We start from the raw sequence: 21,405 nt of genomic DNA on the forward strand, positions 1-21,405 counted from the left end.
GAACCGGGAGGAAGGTTCTCGATAATGTGTGGGCAGAATGAGCCTGTCCGCACGACAATGCAAGACTTTATTTAAATGATTAAGGGTTAGGCTTCCCGGCAATAAAAAACCGGCTCCTGAGAGGAGCCGGTTGGGGGGTCAGGCCTGACCGGGGGCGTTGTTTCCGGGGGCGTCGTTGGCCGGGATGGGCAGCGGGGCATCCGTGGTGATGCGCATGGCGTTGCCGGGCGGCGTCGTGAAGTAGGACGTGCCGGTGTAGAATTTGATGCTGGCGGCGGCGAGCTGGTTGGTGATGCGGCGGTAGAACTCGCGTTTGACCTTCCATTTCATCATTGGTGCCGTGCGGAAGCTGCCGAGGAGGGTGGCGCCGCCGCTGTCGCTGTTGTCCACGCCCAGATCGTTATAGTCCGACAGGATCATGGGGCCGAAGACCGCATCGTCGCGCATCTCCTTGAGGGTTTTCGTCATGATGGCTGTCACGCGCGGCAGGTCTTCGGACAGGTCGAGCTGCTGCTTGACGATGACCTGATTGTAACCGCGGGCCGTGTTGGCGATCGAGGAGACGGACGAGAACGGGATGATGTGAAGGTCCCCGTTGATGTCGCGGACCTTCACGGTGCGGATCGAGAGGTTTTCCACCGTTCCCGAAACACCGCCGGTCGTGACCCAGTCACCGACCTGAATGGCGTCTTCGACGAGCATGAAGAAGCCCGTGATGAAGTCCTTGACCAGACTTTGCGAACCGAAAGCGATGGCCGCACCCATGATGCCTGCGCCGGTGAGCAGCGGAGTGACGTTGATGCCGATCTGCGAGAGCGTTGTGACGGCGACTATGATGATGATGATGGCCAGCAGGACGGTGCGGATAATGGGCAGCACCGTGCGCAGGCGGGTGGCGCGGGCGAACTGGTCCGAACTCTCGAATCGTGTGAGCTGCTGGCTGAGGAAGGCGTTGATGATTTCCCAGATCGTGACCGCGATGCTCAGCGCGACCAGCATGGTCAGGACGGCGTCGAGTAAATGGCGGCCGACGGCGTTTTTGATGAAGAAGCCGAACGTGGGCAGTCCCCAGGCTTCGGTCATGGCGATCAGGGTCAGGAAGAGAATGGCGCCAGTCAGGATACGCCGGGCGAAGGGGTAGTAGCGGTCGGCGCGTTTCTGGATGTCGGGGAAGCGTTCGGTCAGGACGGGGTTGATGCGGAAGAAGCGGTCCTGGAGGCCGTAGGCGAGCACGGCGATCAGACGGGATGCGACGAGAATGCCGATCGTGATGCCGGTGGTGTCGAGAATCCAGCGATAGCCCCCCGGAAGATGGGCGGCCCAGACGATCCAGAGGGAGGCGTCGAGGAACATGGCCGGGACCCACCACAGGCGCGTGATGGCGACGATGAAGGTCCACATCGCGGTGTTGGGGACAGCGCGCGGCTGAAGCGCGCTGCTGACGAGGTGTCGGACGCGCCAGATGAAGACGGCGATCAGGATGTGTTCGATCAGAATGATGCCGCGGATCATCGCATCCGTGCCGCGCGGCGAGAGATTGAACTGGCTGCCCAGTGTGGACAGGCAGAAGACGATCGCGGGGGCTGCGACCAGCACGTTCCACCAGCGGGTCAGCAGGAAAGCGGTTGCGTCCGTGGCGGGCAGGAGGCGGATTGTGGGGGAGCGGGGCGCGAATCCGGTTTCGACGAAAAGATAGAGAATCCGGGCGGCGGCGTAGCAGTTGGCGAGCGTCATGATGACGTTGTCGGTCTTGGTGCTCCAGGGCAGGACCAGAACGGCCAGATAAGCGACGGCCAGAAAAACGAGGACCGGAATCGCTTTCAGGGCGAAATGTCCGAGCGCGTAGGGGACGCGGGACAGGAAGCGCAGGGTTTCGACCTGACGCCGCTGGTCGGCGGCGCGGGTTTCGCTGGAGCCATCAACGATGGGATCATGCGCTGCGGCGTCTTCGTTCGCGACGGTGTTGCGCTGTTCGCGGTTTTCGGCGTTCTGCGTGAGCTGGACCAGCGGTTTGTGCAGGCTCAGGGCGACGATCCGCTCCAGAGCCACGCCGCAGAGCATGACCACGATGCCGCCTGCGAAGGCATGCAGGATCGTGCTGCGGGTATCGGGGGAGGCAAGGGTTGTGTGGGCCCATCGGCCAACGATTCCGAGGTCGCTGAACAGATCGAGGAAATTATGCAGATAGCCGAGGGCCTGAAGGCGGATGCTGCTCAGGCCGGTATGGATGTCGGGCGGCACATCGGCGACGGTTTTGGCGGGTGCGGCTTTTGCGGGGGCTGCGGCTGGAGTTGAGGCGGCGACCGGAAGGCCGCGGGCCATCAGGTCGAGGGTGTGGGTGAAGGCGTCCCGTTCCTTGGGGTTGTTCAGGACGTTGAGGAGCTGCTGGGCTTCCTGCTGGCTGAGGGGATGGGTGCTGTCGGCGGCTTTTGCCGGAAGGGCGGGCGCCAGAAAACCGAGGAGCAGAAAGAGGAAGAGGCCGAGGACGGCACGTCCGGTTCGCGGGCGGGGTGTGGCGGACGGATCGGGACGGGGGATCGACGGCATCGGTCTGTTGGGTCCTTGATGTTACGCGTTCTGGGCTGCGGTCTGATATCCGCGCCGGGTGGTCCGCCGAGGGCGGTTGTTATGTGCAAACATGGCACAGGGGGGTGGCTCTGTCCTACCCCTCTTCCTGTGGGTGTTTTATTCGGAAAGGGGTCTATCGTCAGGCATCAGCCGGTCGAGAGCCTCGGCGTTTCTGATGGCCCAGTGGTAGAGAAGCTCCACCGGTTCCACGAAGGTCTGCCCTAGATCCGTCAGGCTGTAATCGACATGGGGTGGCATGATCTGCCGGACGTTTCGGCGGATGAGGCCCTGCGTTTCGAGCTCGCGCAGGGTCTGGGTCATCATTTTTTTCGACAGGCCGGGGATGCTGCGCTGGAGCTTTCCGGGACGGGCCGTGCCGCCCAGAAGATGCAGCGTGTGCAGGATCATGGTGGTCCATTTTCCGCTGAAAAGCCTCAGGATCCGGCGGGGCGCGCAGTCTTCGGCGAAGGGCGCCTGACGGTAGTGTTCGGGCAGCGGCGGGGTCATGAAGTGGGAACCTTCTGGTCACCAGGGCACGAAAAGGTGCCGTCTGGTGGAAATGCGGATCGTCTTCCAGATGTGGAGCAGACCCTGTTTTCTGCAAAGGAAAAATCCCATGACATCTTCTGTTCCTGCCTCTGCGGGAGCTTCAGCCCGGACCGCGCTGGTCGTCGGGGCGACCGGTATTGTTGGCCAGAATATTGCGGCGCGTCTCGTGGCCGAAGGCTGGACCGTGCATGGTCTGGCGCGCAGGCCGCGTCATGACATGGCGGGCGTGCTGCCGGTTGAGGCCGATCTGCTGGATCTGCCGACGCTGACCCGTGCGCTGCGGGATCTGCGGCCGAGCCATGTGTTTTTCTGCTCCTGGCTGCGTCAGGAGACGGAGGAAGAGAACTGCCGCGTCAATTCCGCGATGATCCGCAATGTGTTCGCCGCTTTGCCGGAGCCGGGGCTTCTGGTTCATGCGGCGCTGACGACGGGAATGAAGCATTATCTTGGTCCGTTTGAATCCTATGCGTCCGGCGAGCCGCCGGTGACGCCGTTCCGCGAAGAGGCGCCCCGGCTAGATCTGCCGAATTTCTATTACGATCAGGAAGACGCGCTTTATGAAGCCGCCGCCCAACACGGGTTTTCGTGGAGTGTGCATCGTCCGCATACCGTGATCGGCTATGCGGTTGGCAATGCGATGAACATGGGGAGCACGCTGGCGGTTTATGCGACGATCTGCCGCGAGACCGGACGGCCTTTCGTGTTTCCGGGATCTCCCGTGCAGTGGAATGCCCTGACGGATCTGACCGATGCGCGGCAACTGGCGCGGCAGCTTTTCTGGGCTTCGACCGAGGCGGGGGGGCGTAATCAAGCGTTCAATATCGTGAACGGAGATGTGTTTCGCTGGAAATGGCTCTGGCCGCGTCTGGCGGAATGGTTCGGAATCGAGGCGGCACCATATCCCGGCCATGCGACATCCCTTGAAGAGACGCTTGCGGGGGATGCGGAACTCTGGGAACGGATTGCCAAGAAATACGGACTTGCGGAAAGCCGGATCGAACGGCTGGCTTCGGCCTGGCATACGGATGCCGATCTGGGGCGGCCGGTCGAATGTGTGACGGATATCAGCAAAAGCCGCCTCGCGGGGTTTGCGGGATATCAGTACACGCCGGACTCTTTCACCGATCTGTTCACGCGGCTGCGGGCTGAGAAGTTGATCCCGTAACACGGGGTTTGCAGGGCCTTCCGGTTTCACGACCGGAAGGGTCCTGCTTTTCGTTTCAGTCAGTGATATGGTGAGGGCTGTTTTCTAAAAACGTGGAATGAGCCTGTCTTGCATCGAATGTTCAGCATGTCGGCCCTGCTCTTGGCAGGGGTTCTGGGTCTGGGTTCCGTGTCCGCACGGGCGGCGGAAAGTGCGCCGGTTGCGTCCGCGAACGACACCGCGACATTGGTCACGGATCGCGATGCGGTTGGGCCGGACCAGCATCTTCGGGTTGGGCTGCGGCTTCAGCTCAAGCCGGGCTGGCACACCTACTGGATTAATCCGGGTGATGCCGGAGACACGCCGACGCTGGATGTGACGGCTGATGGCGGGGCGACGGGCAAGGGCGGCCCGATCCACTGGCCAGTGCCCGTGCGGATCAGCGAGGGCGGCCTCATGTCCTACGCTTATATCAATGAGGTGACGCTGCCGGAGGATCTGGTTCTCAAAGGTTCCGGTGGGACGACGCTTCATGCTCATGCGGAATGGCTTGTCTGCGCGCAGGTCTGCATTCCCGAGAGCGGTGATTTCACGCTGACGCTTCCGGCTTCCACGGCCGATGTGCCGGAAGGCGGCGCGCAGGCGGATCTGTTCCGCAAGGCTGAGGCTGCCACGCCGGTGGCATCGCCGTTTGCGGCCAGCGTGTCGGGCGATGGTGTGTTGACGCTCTCAGGCAAGGGGCTGTCTGCGGCATCCGTGTCGCAGGCGTGGTTCCTGCCGCAGGATGGGGGCGTGATCGATCAGGTGGCGGAACAGAAGCTGCATGTTTCGGACGGCCAGTTGACGCTTGGATTGAAATTCCTGAAATCCGCGCATCGGGACAAGCCGCTTGTGGGCGTGGTCGTGCTCAAGGATGCGGCAGGGCAGGAAAGCCCGTTGCAGATCGAGGCGCGCCCGGTCGGTGGGGCGTCTGCTGCGGCTCCTGTGCAGGCGGATGCGGCACCGGCTTCGGATGTGCCAACCGGGGCTGGTTGGCTGCGGGTTCTGCTGTTTGCTTTTGTGGGCGGGCTGATCCTGAACCTGATGCCCTGCGTGTTTCCGGTTCTGGCGATGAAGGCGCTGTCTCTGGCGAAAATGGGCGGTGCCGGACGGGGGGCGCAGCTTCAGAGCGCGCTGTTCTATACGCTGGGTGTGACCGGAGCGTTCGCGGCGCTGGGCATTGTCATGATCGGGCTGCGTCTGGCCGGGTCTGCGGCGGGTTGGGGCTTTCAGTTCCAGTCGCCGGGATTTGTGGTCGGCGTGTGCTGGCTGCTGTTCCTGATGGGGCTGAACCTGCTCGGTGTGTTTGAAGTCAGCGCCGGGCGTCTGGGGCAGGTTCAGACCGGGGGTGGCCGGAGTGGGGACATGATGACGGGTCTGCTGGCGGTCATTGTGGCGACGCCCTGCACGGCACCGTTCATGGGGGTTGCCATTGCAGGCGCACTGGGTGGGCCGCCGGTGATGGGGGTTCTGGTGTTCCTGTCGATGGGGCTCGGGCTGGCGTTTCCGTATATTCTTGTGGCCGGGGTTCCGGGGGTGGCGTCGCGGATGCCGAAGCCGGGGGCCTGGATGGGTATTCTCAAGCAGGTTCTGGCGTTTCCGCTGTTTGCAACCTGTGTGTGGCTGCTCTGGGTGGCGGCAATCCAGCGGGGCGTGACGTTTGTGGCGCTGACCGCCGGGGGCGTTGTGCTTCTGGGGTTTGCGGGCTGGATCTATGGTGTCGGACAGCGTCGGTCCATGCTGGAAGGCGGCCGTGGGACGGTGGCGTTCTGCCGGATCGTGGCTGTGCTGTGTGTGGTGGTGTGTGGAGCCGCGCTGGCGCAGGGGCTGCGGGCCGCGCCTGTTCCTGTGGTTGTGGGCGCATCGGACTCCGGGATCGAGCCGTTTTCGGAAGCGCGTCTGGCCGAGCTTCGGGCGCAGGGCAAGCCGGTGTTCATCGACATGACGGCGTCATGGTGCATCACCTGCATGGTCAATGAGCGTGTGGCGCTGGATGTGCCATCCGTTCAGCAGGCTTTCCGGGACCACAAGATCGTGTTCCTCAAGGGCGATTGGACGAACCGCAATGCGGCGATCGGCGCGTTCCTCAAGGCGCATGGGCGTGATGGTGTGCCGTTCTATATCTATTATGCACCGCATCAGGATGGCGTCGTGCTACCGCAGATCCTGACGCCGGGCATCGTGCTCTCGACGATCGGGAAATAACGTTGCGATATTCGGGCCGTCTGGAACGATTCAACGGCCCGTATTGCGCGGGTCGTCCTGCGGATTGACGTAGGCCATGCTGAACGGGCCCGTTCCCGAAACCTGCAGCACGGCGCCCTGACGTCCGGCCTTGATGGCGTGTGGGACGTTGACCGGCAGGTGGACGAAGCCGCCCGGGCCGAGCGCGCGCTGCTGCGTTGTGTCGATGTTCTGCCCCACGTAATGCTGGATGTTGCCGCTGATGACCGTCAGCATTTCGTCCAGATTATGGGTGTGGGGCGGGATGAACGATCCGGCGGGCATCATGACGCGCAGGGTGAAGGGGCCGGGTTTTGTGGTGTCGCCGGTCAGGATGGCGATTTTCGTTCCGTGCGGGAACATGGCGGGCGCGGGCTGCCATGCCACGGCGTCTGAACCCTGAATGATCGTAACGCCGGAGTTGTCCTGCGCGGGTTCGGTCGGGATCGGGGCAGCCTGTGCTGCCGAGAATAATGCGAGCGCTGTGCCGAAAAGCAGGGCTGAGCTGGCGGACTGTTTTCTGGAAATCATGCCGAAGGGCATTGGGGGTCTCCTCCGTTCCACAGGGATGTGGGGGCGTGTTGCGGGAACGCAGCGGAGGAGACGTGGTTTTGGGACGAGGCGCGTGCCTCGTCCCTTCCGGTCAGAACGCGGTGGAGATTGTTCCGGTCATGGAAAAGCGTGGGGAGACCATGAAAGAGTTTCCGTAGCCGGTATAGGGCGCCAGATTGCCGCTATGGACGGTGCTCGGGTCCTTGGCGCTATAGACCGCGCCCATGGCGCCGGTGCGGACGATCGAGCCGGTGAGGTTGGTGAAGTTCAGGCGGAAGGTCGGGGACTGCGCGAACATGAAGGGCTTGAAGTGATAGCCCATCGAGAGCGTGTCGGTGACGTAGCCCGGAATGCGCTGGTCGCCGGCGATACTGACGGATTGCGGGCCGGTATAGTGGACGGTGCCGTTCGCGAAGAAGCCTTTATAGGTGTAGGTCAGGCCGAAATTCGCGATGACATGCGGGGCCATGACGGCTTGCGTGCCTTTGGAATGCAGCATCGTGTTCAGATACGGATCGAAGACGTTGCTGTCCTGTGAGGCATGCAGATATTCGACGGAGGCGTAAGGGCTGAAGCCGTGGATCGGGCGTCCGGCGATCATGACGTCAAAGCCGCGCATCTGCTGGCTGCCGATATTGAACGGCTTGTAGCTGTTCATGCCGACATACTGGTCCACGATGCGGTTGGTGAGGTTGTAGTTGAAGAACGCGACATCGGCGACGATGTAATCGTCGTGGTAGCGGTAGCCGAGTTCTTCCTTGATGGAATACTGGTTCTTGGGGATGGCGACGCTGGTGTAGAGCCAGCCGAGATCGACCGCGCTGGGCTGGCGGTAGTCGCCTTCCACGTTCAGGTAGACCTGATGGTGGTTGTTGATGCGGTAGCCGATTGAAAGCTGCGGCAGCGGGGCCGTGCGGTTGGCTTCCTGACGGCCATAATAGTCCTTGTTCCAGATGTTCGTCATGACGAACTTGAACCCGGCGTCCACCGTCAGGTGATCGTTGAAATACTTGGCGGTGTCATGCACGAACAGGGACTGGATTTCGTAACCGGCCGTCTGTTTGTCGCCAGCGGAAATCTGGTACGCGGCCCAGTTGGGGCTTGGCGCGTTGCCGTCCGCCATCTGGTAGCTGCTGGGATAGGACTGGATCGTCTGGGTGTTTTCATACCAGTAGCCGACCGAGAACGTGTTGTGCCGGTCGATTTCCCAGTTGAGTTTCGTGATCGTTCCGACCGAACGGTATTCGTTCTGCAGGAAGTAGTTCGTCAGGCCGCGTGTTACACCTGCGGCATCGGTCGTCGTGCCGCCCGGAGAGGCGTCCCAGCCCTGCCCGAAGCTGAAATAGGGATGGATGTCGAACGACAGGTGCGAGGGGAGAACGATATGAACCGGGGCCGAGATGAAAATCTGGTTCCAGTGATCGTTGTTGTTGCCCCAGTAGTTGTTGCTCTTGCGGTCATCCGTTCGGCCATAGCCCTGTCCAGTGTGTTTGTAGCGGAAGAACTGGTCGGAGGTGGGGTAGTTGTCGATGACGAAGTCGGCGGAGTTCCAGGACAGGAAGAACTTGGCGTTGGAGCCGTTATGCCAGTCTTTTTGGAGGCCGAAATCGATGTGTTTGCGCTGGTTGGTGCCAGCACCCATCCAAGAGCGGGCATGGGTGTTGGAGAACGAGAAATAGCCGCGCACGCCGCTATGACCGATTTCGCCGGATTCCAGACGGAGGAACTCGCGTGACAGGTTGTTGGTGCCGTAGGAAAAGTCGATCAGGCCGCCGCGTTTTTGCGACGGGGTGCGTGTTTCCTCATTCATGACGCCACCGGCGGCGGACATGACTGGAAGATCCGTGGCTGAAGAGCCGGGCGTGACGCTGACACTCTCGACGTTTTCGGAGTCGACGTTCTCGCTCAGATATTTCGCTGCCGCTGCCGGAGCGCCGTCCACCAGAAGGCCCATATCGAGATCCGTCAGGCCGCGGGACTGGATCTGCCCGCCTTGCATGCCCGACGAATCCGGCGTCGTAACGTTGAGGCTTGGCAGGTTCTGGATCAGGTCGAGCGCCGTGCTGGTCGGCGCGCGCATGTCGATGAATTCCTTGGTGACGGTCTGTACCGCATGGGGAGCGGTTTCGACGCGCATCATGCCGCCGCCGCCGTTCAGCGCGCGGCGCGAGGACGTGACGGAGACCGTTTCGGCAGCAGACGCATCAAGCGCATGGGGTGCGCGCGGTGCAGCGGCTGCGCGTGAGGGTGTCCGGGCCGCTTTCGGAGCATTGCGGCTGGAGGTCTGATGGCGGGGGGTGTGGTGTTTCGCTGGCTGTGCGGCGCGGGCTGGCGTTGCGAAAGCGGCGAGCACGCTGCCGGCGAGACAGGTGACGGCGAGAAGCTGACGTCTGTAGCCCAGTGAGCCGGAGCGTGATCCGGAGCCGCGGGACTGATGGTTGTCTTTCATGCTGCCGGGCTCCTGCGTCTGTCGCACCAAAAGGTGCACTTTGGAAACGGTATTTATTCGAAACGTGGATGTAAAACGGATGGCCTATCTCCATCAAAGATAAAATGAAGGCCGGGGCATTGCCGTTTTTAGGGTGGTGCAAAAATGTGACAGTCCGTGTCTCCTGTATGACGCAGTTTTTCGGGGCGGGAAATCAGGTCGCGGGGAGGGGCTGTGTAGTGGGGGAGAGGAACTCTTTTTCGAGTTCGGAAATCACCAGTCGGGCGGCGCCGGACAGCTGCCGGGAGTGGTCCACGCACAGGGCGAGCGTCAGAGGGGCGAGGTCGTGGTTGGAAATTGGAATGAAAGCCAGTTCGCTGCGTGTGACCTCTTCCATGACGTCGAGCGCGCTGAGGATTCCGAGGCCGATGCCCTCGCGAACCAGAGACTTGATCATCTGGATATTGTCGGAGGAGGCAGCGGCGTGAATGTTGAGATTGCTGTCGATCTGAAGAATGTCGATCTGGCGGTGCAGGGCAAGCGGGGGCTCGGGCATAATCATGGGATAATTCATCGCCAGACTGAAACGGGCGCTTTTGCGTTCGGCGACGGGATGGTTCGGCAGGCAGACGAAGCCGAGTGGAAAGTCCTTGTGCGCGCGGACCAGAAGACCGCGGGCATGGGTCGGGTTCAGCAGCAGAGCGAGATCGACAGAACCGTCGATCAGGGTGTTCTGGATGCGGCTGTTGTCGAGGACATGGGTGCAGATGGTGATGCCGGGATGGGTCGTACGCATGGCGCGGAGCAGGCGGGGCAGGAAGCCGCGGGTCAGGGCGTCGGGGACGGCGATATCCACCTGTCCACGGCGCAGGCCGCGCATGTCTTCGATCTGGACGCACATATTGGTCAGGTCCCGCGACCACTGCTTGCCGTGCGCATAAAGCAGTTCGCCCGTGGCGGTCAGGCGCAGGCCGGTGGGCAGGCGCTCGAACAGGGGGGTGCCGAGGGATTCCTCGCCCTGAAGGATCTGTCGGTCGATGGCGGAGGCGGCGATGCGCAGATGTTCGGAGGCGCGGCGGATGGAACCGTGCTGGGCGACGGCGAGGAAGTAGCGCAGGAAGCGTGAGAAGACAGGCATGGAAGAACTGCTCTCTTTTTGCGAACGGGAGGAGCGTTTTTATGGAGTATACGACCTTGAGGCGGTGTGAAACTATCCCGCCCGACAGGTGACCTGTCGTTTTTGATGCGGAAAGACACTCCGGCGCCCTCCGGAGACTGCCCTGTCCGTACCGGTTCTTTGGGGTTTGACCACATGACATCCACCGTTTCTCCCGTCGATGCTCCGGTTCTGGAGGCTTTGGCTGCGCTTTCGGAGCGTGTGCGGGAGGATCTGGCGAAAATCCGTTATGCGACGGGAAACTGGAGCCTGACGCAGGATCGTGACGGTGAAGCGGTTCTGGATGTGGCGATCATCGGCGCGGGGCAGGGGGGCATTACGTCGTGCTTCGGTCTGCGCCGGCAGGGTGTGACCAATGTGCAGGTCTTTGAAAAAGCAGTAAAAGGTGGCGAAGGTCCGTGGGTGACGTTTGCGCGCATGATCACGCTGCGCACGCCCCGGCATGTCACGGGGCCTGATCTGGGAATCCCGAGCCTCACGCCGCAATCCTGGTTCGAGGCGCGTTACGGCGCGCAGGCTTGGGAAGATCTGGACAAGATTTCCCGTCATGACTGGCAGGCCTATCTGGACTGGGTGCGGCAGACGCTCGACATCCCGGTCGTGAACGATCAGGAACTGGTACATGTTGGCTGGGACGATGGACTGCTGCGGCTGACATTCCGCAATGCGGCCGGTCAGGAAACGGTGCGTCTGGCACGGCGGATGGTTCTGGCAACGGGCATTGATGGCGGCGGGACATGGCATGTGCCCTCCTTCATTTCCGAGACGCTGCCGAAATCCGTTTATGCCCATACGCATGAAGACATTGATTTCGAGGCCCTGAAGGGCAAGCGGATCGGTGTTCTGGGGGCCGGGGCCTCCGCGTTCGACAATGCGGCGACGGCGTTGGAAAAAGGTGCGGGCCGGGTGGATTTGTGCCTGCGTCGGGCGAAAATCCCGGCCATCAATCCGTATCGCTGGATGGAAAATGCGGGCTTTCTCGCGCATTTCTCGGAACTGCCGGACCTGACGCGCTGGCGCTTCATGCGGCAGATCTACAGCCTGAACCAGCCGCCGCCGCAGGACACGTTCTGGCGCTGCCGCCGTCATGAGAATTTTGCCTTCCATCCCGGAACGCCCTGGACGGCGACGCGGATGGATGGCGACGAGATCGTGGTGACGACGCCGCAGGGCGAGATGCGCTTCGATTTCCTGATTATCGGGACGGGGTTCACGATCGACCTGTCGCAGCGTCCGGAAACGCGGGATTTTGCGTCGTCTGTTCTGCTGTGGCGCGATCATTTCATGCCCCCTGCCGGGGAAGACAGTGCACTTCTGGGGAGCCATCCCTATCTGGGTGCGCGGTTCCAGTTCCTGCCGAAAGACAAGGCTGATCCGAAGGCGCCGATGCTGGCGGCAATTTACAATTTCACGTTCGGGGCTATGCCGAGCATGGGGCTTTCTGGTGCGTCCATCAGCGGGATGCGTTTTGGCGTGGAGAAACTGGCGCGGGGCATTGCGCGCGATCTGTTCGTCGAGGACGGGGACAGGCATCTGGCGAGCCTTCTGGCCTATGATACGGAAGAACTCGTCAGCCTCGATCCGCCGGTTCTTTGAGAAGGGAGACGCCCATGACGCAGGACAGCTATCCGCGGGACATGATCGGCTATGGCCGCACGCCGCCGGATCCGAAATGGCCGAATGGCGCGCGTATCGCCGTGCAGTTCGTCATCAATTACGAGGAAGGCGCGGAGAATTCGGTTCTGCATGGGGATGCGGGGTCCGAAGCGTTCCTGTCCGAAATGGTGGGCACGAAATCCATCATCGGCGCGCGCTGTGCGCAGATGGAGAGCCTGTACGAATATGGCAGCCGGGCCGGGTTCTGGCGTCTGCGGCGTCTGTTCGATGAAGCCGGGATGCCGGTGACGGTGTTTGGCGTGGCGAAGGCACTGGCCCGTAATCCGGATGCGGTGGCGGCCATGAAGGAGAGCGGCTGGGAGATTGCGTCCCATGGTCTGCGCTGGATTGATTATCAGGATTTCCCCGAGGACGTGGAGCGGGCGCATATCCGCGAGGCGATTGCGCTGCATACCGAAGTGACGGGAGAGCGGCCGCTGGGCTGGTATCAGGGGCGTACGAGCCCGAACACGGCGCGTCTGGTCGCGGAGGAAGGCGGGTTTGTTTACGACGCCGATTCCTATGCGGATGACCTGCCGTATTACGATCGGACGCATGGTCGGGCGCAGTTGATCGTGCCTTATACGCTGGACGCGAATGACATGAAGTTTGCGGCGCTGAACGGTTTTACGGAAGGCGAGCAGTTCTTCACCTATCTGCGCGATGCGTTCGATATGCTGTATCGCGAGGGCGGCCGGATGATGTCGATCGGGCTGCATTGCCGTCTGGCGGGTAAGCCAGCGCGGGCGCTGGGGTTGCTGAAGTTTATGGAGCATATTCAGAAGCGCGAAGGCGTGTGGGTGGCGACGCGGCTGGATATTGCGCGGCACTGGCAGTCTGTGCATCCGGTATGAAGATTTCAGACGTCAATGCACTATCGGCCGAGGCGTTTGTTGCCCGGTTCGGTGGGCTTTACGAACATTCGCCCTGGGTGGCGGAAGGGGCGTTGAAGGCGCGGCCTTTTGTGGATGGGGATGCGATGCTGTCCGCGTTTGCGCAGGTTGTGCGGTCTGCGGGCGTGGAGGCGCAGCTTGCGCTGGTGCGGGCGCATCCGGAGCTTGGGCACCGGGCGGGGATTGATCCGGATCTGACGGAACATTCCGCCTCGGAACAGGCTTCGGCCGGGCTGGATCGTCTGACGCCTGCGGAATATGAGCGGTTCCGGGGGGTGAATGACGCGTATCGCGCGCAGTTTGCCATGCCGTTCGTGATCTGCGTGCGCAAGGTCGCTGCACCCGGAAAAGCGGCGAAGACCGTGATTATGGATGAAATGGAGCGCCGTCTGGCTGGCACTCCCGAACAGGAACTGACCGAGGCGCTGACGCAGATTGATGCGATTGCAGGGCTTCGTCTGAAAGATCTGGTGACGGCATGAGTTCTCTGTCCACGCATGTTCTCGATACGGTGTCTGGCAAGCCTGCCGCGGGTGTGAGCCTGCGTTTGTTGCAGGGGGATCGGGTGTTGTTCGAAGGCCAGACGAATGCGGACGGGCGTTGCCCGGAACTGCGGGATGTTGCAGTTTCGAAAGGGACGTATTGTCTGGAATTCCGGATTGGCGATTACTTCCGCAAAGGCGGGCAGGTTCTGTCTGATCCGCCGTTTCTGGATGTGGTGCCGATCGTGTTCGGGCTGGCGACAGGGGCCCATGCCCATGTGCCGCTGCTGGCGGCGCCGTTCGGATATTCCACCTATCGCGGAAGCTGAGGGCTTTTCATGACTGCCGAGAATGCCGCGATGACCGGTCTGCATCCCGTTGACGAGAAACTGCCGGTCTGGCGGCTTGGGGCCTACGGGTTGCAGCATGTGCTGGCGTTCTATTCGGCGGCGGTCATTGTCCCGATCCTTGTGGCGGGGGCACTGCATCTGCCGCGCGAGACGCTGATCCATCTGATTGATGCGGATCTGTTCACCTGTGGGATTGCCTCGCTGCTTCAGGCGGTGGGGTTCGGGCCGGTCGGGGTTCGGCTACCGCTGTTGCAGGGCGTGACGTTTACTGCCGTGGGGCCGATGATTGCCATTGGCTCTGCCGTGGGGGGCGGGACGCCGGGGCTGTTGTCCATTTATGGGTCGGTCATCGTGGCGGGGTTCGTGACGTTGCTGATGGCGCGGCATTTCGCCGGGCTGGTACGGTTTTTCCCGCCGGTGGTGACGGGGTCCATCATTCTTATCATCGGTTTGGCGCTGCTACCGGTGGCGGCGAATGATATTGTGTCGGGCGCCAGTCCGTCCGTGATGCAGGACCATGTTCCGTTGCGGAGCATCTGGTACGGGTTGGGGACGCTGGCGTCCATTCTGGTGATCCAGCGGCTGTTTCGCGGATTTATCGCGACGATTGCCGTGCTGATCGGACTGGTTCTGGGAACGCTGGTGGCGTGGATACTGGGCGATGCGAATTTCGGGGAGGTGTCGTCCGCGCCGCTCCTGTCCATCACGCATCCGTTCTATTTCGGGATGCCGACATTTCATCCGGTCTCAATCCTGTCGATGGTGATCGTCATGACGATTTCCATGATCGAGACGATTGGCAACGTCTATGCGACCGGTGAAATCGTGGACAAGCCGATCACGTCCGAAGACATTGCCCGCACGCTTCGGGCCGATGGGATCGCGACCATGCTTGGCGGCGTGCTCAACTCGTTTCCCTACACATGCTTTGCCGAAAATGTCGGGCTGGTGAGGATGACGGCGGTGAAGAGCCGCTGGGTTGTGGCGGCTGCTGCGGTCATCATGATGATGCTGGGGTGTCTGCCGCGTCTGGGCGCGCTGGTGGCTGCGGTGCCGCTGCCGGTTCTGGGTGGTGCTGCGCTGGCGATGTTCGCAACCGTAGCTGTGGTCGGTGTGCAGACGCTCTCGCGGGTGGATTTCAACCGGCAGAGCAATGTCATTATCGTGGGGACCAGCATCGGGCTGAGTATGTTGGCGACGGCTCAGCCGCATATTTCCGATACGTTTCCGATGTGGGCGAAGATCGTCTTTGGAAGCGGGATTACGCTTGGATCGCTGTCGGCGATTTCGCTGCATCTGATTTTCAATGTGAAGCGGACGATTCATGAGGCAACGCACGCGACGGATGTTCCGCGTGAAGCGCTGATTGACGAGCGTATTAGGGAGGGGTGAGGCTCAGGGCTCTGCCCTGAAACCCGCCAAAGGCCAGGGCCTTTGGCAACCGATTCATAAAATAGGGTGCAGGGATCGAGATCCCTGCCGGGTCCGGGCAGAGCCCGGAACGCCTTGTCAGAACCCGGTCTGAGCGGAAAAATAAAAGCCCGTCTGGTTTTTGAACGTCGCGATTGTGCCAAGTGACACATAGGCGAGCGTGATGTTCAGGTGCTTGTTGATGAAATAGCTGGTGTAGACGTCGAACCAGTTGCTTTCGTCGGTGAAGCGCTGGTTGCGGGGCTTGGTGCGGTATTCAACGCCGATAATGAGGCCAGGCAGGAAGGGCGGTAGATAGCCGAGGGAGCCTTCGAACTGCGCGTGGTAATTGTTGTCGAGGTCGCCGCCGAAGCCGATGATGCCCCACTGGTTGGCCTTGGTGAAGCGGACGGTGGTGTCGATCAGAATACCCACTTTCGGGAACAGTTTGGTGACGGCGAGATAGGCGTCCGCGCCGTCGGTGTGTTTTGAGCCGACCATGTGAATGATGCGGCTGTCGCTGTCATGTTTGTACATGGCGCCGATGGCGACCTGTGGGATCAGGGTATTGTCGGCGACGTGACCGAAAAGGCGGACTTTTGCGCCAGCGACGTCGAGATCGAACTGGTAGCCGTTGCCGATGCCGAGTTTGGCGCCTGTGGCGCGGGTCTGGAAGAAATTATGGGTGTAGGAAAGCTCGACACGGTCAAAAAGACCTATCGAGGCGCCGACATTCTGATCCCAGTAGCTGGTGAGGTTCACGTAGCTGTAGTGAAAGGCCATGCCTGCGCTCTTGTCGCTGCCATAGCCGCTGATGGTGGCCCAGGTTGCGAGGCCGCCGCCGCTTGAACCTTCAAGAGACGTCATGCCACCGGTGCCGATCGCACGCTGTCCGTCAAAGAGGGTGCGGAACAGGGACTTGCTGCTGCCGTCATTGCCGAGCGTGATCTGCGGCGTCTCTGCTGTGCTGTCTGCGGCGTGGGCGGTGTGGTCTGGAAGAAGGGTGCTGAGGGACAGGACCGCAGTCAGGGACATCAGGGATCGGACGGCCTGTGCGGATGAGGAGAAGCGGTGCATGGGTCCTGCTTTTAGGTCGCGAGCCCGAGGGTGAGCCAGGAGTATTCTCGCAGGTTAAATACTGCCGTCAGTATGACTGTGGAAATACTGATAAATAATTAAGATGGCCGCGCGATTTTGAAAAAATTCAGTGTCAAAAGATGACATCGCTCCTTCTGTAATGTGTGGGCTTGTGGCGTCAGGTTGCGTTGCGCTGGTGGTGGAGCTCCCCGGCCACATAGGTGGCGGCGACGCTGCGGTCGTCGCCCAGCATGGTGAGGGCGAACAGGCGGTCGGCGAGGGTTTCGGCTGTCTGCGCGCGGATGCGGCCCAGAGGTGTGGCGGCGGGATCGAAGACGCAGAGATCGGCATAGAGGCCGGGCCGGATGCTGCCGATCCTGTCCTGAAGGCCGAGGGACTGTGCGCCTCCCGCCGTGGCGAGCCAGAGCCCCTGTGCGGGATGGAGTTTGGTCTGGAGGCCTTGTGCGACCTTGTAGGCGTCGGAGAGAACCTGAAGCAGCGACAGGGACGGCCCGGCGCCGATGTCGCTGCCGATGCCGACGCGCACGCGGCGTTCGGGTTTGAGGGCTTCAAAAAGCGGGAAAGATCCGCTGCCGAGGAACTGGTTTGAACCTGGGCAGTGTGCGATGGAGCAGCCGGTGTCGTGACAGCGCTGGAAGTCGGCTTCTTCGGCGTGGACGGCGTGGGCGAGAATGGCGCGGGGACGCAGGAGACCGGCCTTGTCGTACACGTTTAGATAGGAGCTGCGATCGGGGAAAAGTTCGCGGACCCAGGCGATTTCGGAGCGGTTTTCGAGCAGATGCGTCTGCATGAACAGGTCGGGTTTCGTGGCGAGGAGGGCGCCTGCGAGATCGAGCTGTTCGGGGGTGCTGGTGGGGGCGAAGCGGGGGGTGACGGCGTAAAGCTGGCGTCCGCGATTGTGCCAGCGTGCGATGAGGTCCGCGGACTGGTCGTAGCCGCTCTGGGCGGTGTCACGCAGGTTTTCCGGGGCGTTACGGTCCATCAGGACCTTGCCTGCGATCATGCAGGTGTTGAGGCGTTCGGATTCCTCGAAGAACGCATCCACGGACTGGGGGTGGACTGTGCAGTACACGGCGGCTGTCGTGGTGCCGACGCGCAGGAGTTCGTTCAGGAACTGGCGTGCGACGGCGCGGGCATAGGTGATGTCAGCGTAGCGGGCTTCGGCGGGGAAGACGTAGTTTTCCAGCCATTGCAGAAGCTGTTCGCCATAGGAGGCGATGACCGGGAGCTGCGGGTAATGGACATGGGTGTCGATCATGCCGGCGGAAATCAGCATGTTGGGATAATGATCGAGGGGCGTTCCGGCGGGGATGGTGTCGCGTAGGATGTCCCAGGGACCGGCGGCGGTGATGCGGCCGTTTTCGATCAGGATCAGGCCATCGGGCTCGTGATGCAGGGCGTCCATGGGATCGGCGGTGAAGGGATCGGCATGGAAGGTCAGGAACGGGCCGCGAATGGCTTTTTGGGAAATGGTGTGGGGAGTGCTGCTCTCAGTCATGGGAAATAGTTTACCGCAGGAAACGCGCCCGTGTCTGCGTCAGAAGGGCGTGGATCAGGCCACAGGTATAGAGGAGCAGTGTCAGGTCCAGCACGAGGAGGATGCGATGGCTGGAAGCGTAGATTGTAGGGGAGAGGCCCGTCAGGATCGTGATGATGAACCCTCCGGTCAGGAAGGACAGGAGGGTTGCGGCGTTTTTCAGGGACAGGGCGCACCACAGGATCGAGACGAACAGGCACAGCGTGAGGAAAAACGCGACATAGGTGTTGAGAGAGACCCAGTTCAGATCATAGAGGAACCGGTCGCAGCGCACGGCCCCGAGCAGCTGTGTGGGAAGCATGAGCAGGAGACCCAGCAGCATCACGCCCATGGCGGCCATATCCTGAAAGCCCTGGTTCCGTTTGACGAACGCCAGAAAGCAGAGGGACAGCACGAGGGCTGCGAGCAGGATGTGGTTGTCCGGGCTGATGCTGGTGCGGTGGATGCGGTCGAGGGCGAGGGAGAGTTTCTGAAGGGTGCTGTACTGGGGGAATTCCGGCAGCCAGTTGCCGATTTCCGCGACATAGCGCCGGCCGTTTCCGGGAGCGGCGAGGACGATCGCCGAGAAGATGGCAGCGAGCGTCAGGTAGAGGGCGCTGTAAAGAGAAACCGTTCGGCGGCCCAAGGCGGACAGTGCTGTGGACATGGCTGTGCAGAACAGTAGGAGCAGGGAGGACTGTTCGATCGAGCAGCCGATGGGCAGGGCTGCGAGCGACAGGAAACGCAGCATGTTTCCAGCCTCCTCCTGTCGCAGGAACACGCTGATCGAGAAAAAGGCGAAGGAGACCGGGAGCAGGTAATTGTAGAAGCCTGAAAGCCAGTAAACGGACTCTTCCTTGACCTCGTGCGGGAGGAGCAGAAACAGCCCCATGACGAGCGGGATTCCGAAGGCGGGTCTCAGGGACGATCGCAGGGTGCAGGACCAGATGGCATAGGCCAGAAGAACCGTGCAGAACGGGATGAGGAGTTTCCAGAAGAGCGCATAGCGGATGGTTTCCGCCAGTGCGGCCTCGATGACGACCCTACCGGACCATGTCATGTAGCGCATGTGCAGGAAGGACAGCAGGCTCCGGTGATCGAGGGCATGGCGGAACATGTCGTTGTCGATGAAGATCGACCGGTTGATGTGGGCGTCGATCCAGAAGGTCGCGATCAGAAGGAAGGCGATGAAGGCGGCGTTGCGCTTAAGTGCGGCAGACATGTGACATCCTGTAGAGCGTGTGTCCTGCAATGATGTTCAGGTGTACGTCTGGGGTTAGTCCCTCAGGAATGCGGGCGATGGCGGTGAAGCCGTACCGGTTGTGAAACGCATTGCCGTCCGTATGGGTGGCGTTTGCGATGTCAGGTCGCTCCTGAAGCCTGTAGGGAATGGACACTTCCTGCGCTCCGTCTCCGGCCGTGAGGACGAAAGACGCTGTGGGGCCGGGCCAGAGATCTGACAGGGCCCAGCCGGAAACGGAGATGAATTTCGGGGTGATGTGACAGGTCTCCACGCGGGCTTTCATGGAGGGATCGTCTGCGGAGGTGAAGCTGTCCGGACTGAAGGCTCTGTGTGCTGTCCAGGCATGGCAGATGGCCAGCGTCAGAAGAAGTGAGAGGCTTATCCCGAGCACAAAGGCATGGGTCTTCAGAAGTATGAGGCTCTGATGCAGGGCATCGGGTATCTTCATCGGTCTGCTTTGGCCGTTCGGGAGAGGTCCTGTCTGCCATTCGGGCAGCAGCCTGTCCATGCGGCCTTTCGGGCTGGTATCGAGGCTTTGGCCCTGATATTTCCGGGGCTGTCTTTTTCATCCGATCGCGGCTGTGTCTGCGGTCCCGGTCGCCGGATGCCTGCCTCATGTCCGATAGTCTCGAGCCGATCCGTATTGTCGCGCTGTATCATTTCACGCCGTTCGCCGATCCTGCCGCATTGCGGCAGCCGCTGCTGGAGCTGTGCGAGCGTGAGGGGATCAGGGGGATCCTGCTGTTGGCTCGTGAAGGGATCAACGGCACGATTGCCGGGACGGATGAGGGCATGGAGCGCGTGATGGCGCATATCCGCGCACTTCCGGGCTGTGCGGATCTGGAAAGCAAGGACTCCCGTGCGCCTGAACTGCCGTTTCGCCGCATGAAGGTGCGGCTGAAAAAGGAAATCGTCACGATGGGCGAGCCGGATATCGACCCGCTTCAGGGCGTGGGGCGGTATGTGGCACCGGAAGATTGGAACGCGCTGATTTCCGACCCCGATACGATCCTGATTGATACGCGCAATGATTATGAAGTGGCGATCGGGACGTTCAAAGGCGCGGAAGACCCCAAAACGAAATCCTTCCGCGAATTTCCTGAATGGTTTCGCAAACGGCGGCAGGAACTGGAAGCGGAAGGCCGTCTGCCGAAGATTGCCATGTTCTGCACGGGCGGCATCCGCTGCGAAAAATCAACGTCCTTTGCGCGGGCGGAGGGTGTGGACGAGGTCTATCATCTCAAGGGCGGTATTCTGAAATATCTGGAGACCGTGCCCGAGGAAGAGAGTCTGTGGGAAGGCGAGTGTTTCGTGTTCGACCAGCGTGTGTCGGTGAAGCATGGGCTGGAGATCGGGACACATGATGTGTGCCATGCTTGCCGTCGGCCACTGAATGCGCACGACAAGGCCTCGCTGCTGTTCGTGCAGGGTGTGTCGTGCCCGCATTGCCACAATGAACGGACGGAAGAGCAGCGCCATCGTTATGCCGAGCGTGAACGTCAGGAAGCGCTGGCCCGGGCGCGGAAGGCTGGGCATCTGGGTGCTCGGCAGAAGTGACTGTCGAGCCGCCGCTGCGTGATGTCGTAGTATGGCGGGCGTTTCGGCTTGCGGGGCGTTATGCGCTGCTCAATGCCCTGATCGCCATCCCGTTGCATCTTTTGATTGATGCAGCGGGGTTCGGGGCAACTGGAAAATGGCAGCCGGGGTTCGGAGCGTCAGTCGTGCTGGCTGTTTTGCTGGCGCCAATTATAGAAACGGCGCTTTATTTCTGGTTGCCGATCGTGTTGGTGCGGAAGGTGTTGGGATATCGGCCCCTCACCCCATTTGTAACGTGGCTTGCCTGTGTGGGGCCGTTTTCATTCACGCATTACGGCGGCAGTCTGGGACGCAGTGCCTTGACGGCGCTTTGTACCGGTCTGGTGGGTGGGAGCTGCTTCTATTTCTGTTTTCTGACAGCGGAAAAGGAGGCGGGACTTAACCCGTTCTGGACGACGGCCCTGTGCCACGCGATGTTCAATGGCACGGTTCTGACTGCGTTTGGCGTGGCATATATTCTGGGATTCGTGTCCTGAAAGGC

18 protein-coding genes are annotated in these 21,405 nt (G+C 61.4%); 9 read left to right on the top strand and 9 right to left on the bottom strand.

Annotated features, from left to right (window positions below):
- Positions 1 to 138: 138 nt before the first annotated feature.
- Complete coding sequence (locus JK213_RS03920; RefSeq protein WP_194261106.1) at positions 139 to 2,547, bottom strand: mechanosensitive ion channel family protein; 2,409 nt, start codon at positions 2,545 to 2,547, stop codon at positions 139 to 141.
- 138 nt (positions 2,548 to 2,685) lie between these two features.
- On the bottom strand, positions 2,686 to 3,075 hold the full coding sequence (locus JK213_RS03925) for a helix-turn-helix domain-containing protein (protein WP_194261107.1): 390 nt from the start codon (positions 3,073 to 3,075) through the stop codon (positions 2,686 to 2,688).
- 109 nt (positions 3,076 to 3,184) lie between these two features.
- Between JK213_RS03925 and JK213_RS03930 the strand changes: the two genes are divergently transcribed.
- Positions 3,185 to 4,282 carry an SDR family oxidoreductase gene (locus JK213_RS03930; protein WP_228125289.1) on the top strand — a complete coding sequence of 366 codons (1,098 nt, stop codon included), beginning with the start codon at positions 3,185 to 3,187 and terminating at the stop codon, positions 4,280 to 4,282.
- A gap of 126 nt (positions 4,283 to 4,408) precedes the next feature.
- Positions 4,409 to 6,505 carry a protein-disulfide reductase DsbD gene (locus tag JK213_RS03935; protein ID WP_228125290.1) on the top strand — a complete coding sequence of 699 codons (2,097 nt, stop codon included), beginning with the start codon at positions 4,409 to 4,411 and terminating at the stop codon, positions 6,503 to 6,505.
- Between the two features lie 30 nt (positions 6,506 to 6,535).
- On the opposite strand, the gene JK213_RS03940 is transcribed toward JK213_RS03935, so the two are convergent.
- From JK213_RS03940 to JK213_RS03950, 3 genes are all read right to left on the bottom strand, one after another.
- Complete coding sequence (locus JK213_RS03940; RefSeq protein WP_228125291.1) at positions 6,536 to 7,066, bottom strand: cupin domain-containing protein; 531 nt, start codon at positions 7,064 to 7,066, stop codon at positions 6,536 to 6,538.
- 100 nt (positions 7,067 to 7,166) lie between these two features.
- Positions 7,167 to 9,524: a TonB-dependent receptor gene (locus JK213_RS03945; protein ID WP_194261108.1), complete on the bottom strand. Its 2,358-nt coding sequence runs from the start codon at positions 9,522 to 9,524 to the stop codon at positions 7,167 to 7,169.
- Between the two features lie 193 nt (positions 9,525 to 9,717).
- Entirely contained in the window at positions 9,718 to 10,641 is a 924-nt protein-coding gene (locus tag JK213_RS03950) for a LysR family transcriptional regulator (RefSeq protein WP_194261109.1), read from the bottom strand.
- Positions 10,642 to 10,815: 174 nt separating this feature from the next.
- Between JK213_RS03950 and JK213_RS03955 the strand changes: the two genes are divergently transcribed.
- From JK213_RS03955 to JK213_RS03975, 5 genes are read left to right on the top strand one after another with little or no spacing between them, the layout of a single operon-like run.
- Positions 10,816 to 12,276 carry a SidA/IucD/PvdA family monooxygenase gene (locus JK213_RS03955; protein WP_194261110.1) on the top strand — a complete coding sequence of 487 codons (1,461 nt, stop codon included), beginning with the start codon at positions 10,816 to 10,818 and terminating at the stop codon, positions 12,274 to 12,276.
- A 14-nt stretch (positions 12,277 to 12,290) separates the two neighbouring features.
- Positions 12,291 to 13,190 (top strand): allantoinase PuuE, encoded by a 900-nt coding sequence (gene puuE, locus JK213_RS03960; RefSeq protein ID WP_194261111.1) that lies wholly within the window; start codon positions 12,291 to 12,293, stop codon positions 13,188 to 13,190.
- Positions 13,187 to 13,711: a 2-oxo-4-hydroxy-4-carboxy-5-ureidoimidazoline decarboxylase gene (gene uraD / locus JK213_RS03965; RefSeq protein ID WP_194261112.1), complete on the top strand. Its 525-nt coding sequence runs from the start codon at positions 13,187 to 13,189 to the stop codon at positions 13,709 to 13,711. The genes puuE and uraD overlap by 4 nt, the downstream gene beginning before the upstream one ends.
- Positions 13,708 to 14,040: a hydroxyisourate hydrolase gene (gene uraH / locus JK213_RS03970; RefSeq protein WP_194261113.1), complete on the top strand. Its 333-nt coding sequence runs from the start codon at positions 13,708 to 13,710 to the stop codon at positions 14,038 to 14,040. The genes uraD and uraH overlap by 4 nt, the downstream gene beginning before the upstream one ends.
- 9 nt (positions 14,041 to 14,049) lie before the next feature.
- On the top strand, positions 14,050 to 15,453 hold the full coding sequence (locus JK213_RS03975; protein ID WP_194261114.1) for a nucleobase:cation symporter-2 family protein: 1,404 nt from the start codon (positions 14,050 to 14,052) through the stop codon (positions 15,451 to 15,453).
- Positions 15,454 to 15,570: 117 nt separating this feature from the next.
- Here JK213_RS03975 and JK213_RS03980 read toward each other — a convergent pair whose 3' ends face one another.
- From JK213_RS03980 to JK213_RS03995, 4 genes are all read right to left on the bottom strand, one after another.
- Positions 15,571 to 16,548, bottom strand: coding sequence for a DUF3034 family protein (locus JK213_RS03980; protein ID WP_194261115.1), 978 nt, complete (start codon positions 16,546 to 16,548; stop codon positions 15,571 to 15,573).
- A 178-nt stretch (positions 16,549 to 16,726) separates the two neighbouring features.
- Positions 16,727 to 18,067 carry a guanine deaminase gene (guaD, locus tag JK213_RS03985; RefSeq protein WP_194261116.1) on the bottom strand — a complete coding sequence of 447 codons (1,341 nt, stop codon included), beginning with the start codon at positions 18,065 to 18,067 and terminating at the stop codon, positions 16,727 to 16,729.
- Between the two features lie 10 nt (positions 18,068 to 18,077).
- Positions 18,078 to 19,307, bottom strand: coding sequence for a DUF6056 family protein (locus JK213_RS03990; RefSeq protein ID WP_194261117.1), 1,230 nt, complete (start codon positions 19,305 to 19,307; stop codon positions 18,078 to 18,080).
- Positions 19,291 to 19,776: a hypothetical protein gene (locus tag JK213_RS03995; RefSeq protein ID WP_194261118.1), complete on the bottom strand. Its 486-nt coding sequence runs from the start codon at positions 19,774 to 19,776 to the stop codon at positions 19,291 to 19,293. The genes JK213_RS03990 and JK213_RS03995 overlap by 17 nt, the downstream gene beginning before the upstream one ends.
- A 167-nt stretch (positions 19,777 to 19,943) precedes the next feature.
- Here JK213_RS03995 and JK213_RS04000 point away from each other — a divergent pair, with 167 nt between their 5' ends.
- Together JK213_RS04000 and JK213_RS04005 are read left to right on the top strand one after the other, a co-directional pair.
- Positions 19,944 to 20,885, top strand: a complete 942-nt coding sequence (locus JK213_RS04000; protein ID WP_194261119.1) for a rhodanese-related sulfurtransferase — start codon at positions 19,944 to 19,946, stop codon at positions 20,883 to 20,885.
- Positions 20,882 to 21,400, top strand: a complete 519-nt coding sequence (locus JK213_RS04005; protein ID WP_194261120.1) for a hypothetical protein — start codon at positions 20,882 to 20,884, stop codon at positions 21,398 to 21,400. The genes JK213_RS04000 and JK213_RS04005 overlap by 4 nt, the downstream gene beginning before the upstream one ends.
- Positions 21,401 to 21,405 lie beyond the last annotated feature (5 nt).

Source organism: Gluconobacter sp. Dm-44 (genome assembly GCF_018256175.1).
Classification (GTDB): domain Bacteria; phylum Pseudomonadota; class Alphaproteobacteria; order Acetobacterales; family Acetobacteraceae; genus Gluconobacter; species Gluconobacter cadivus.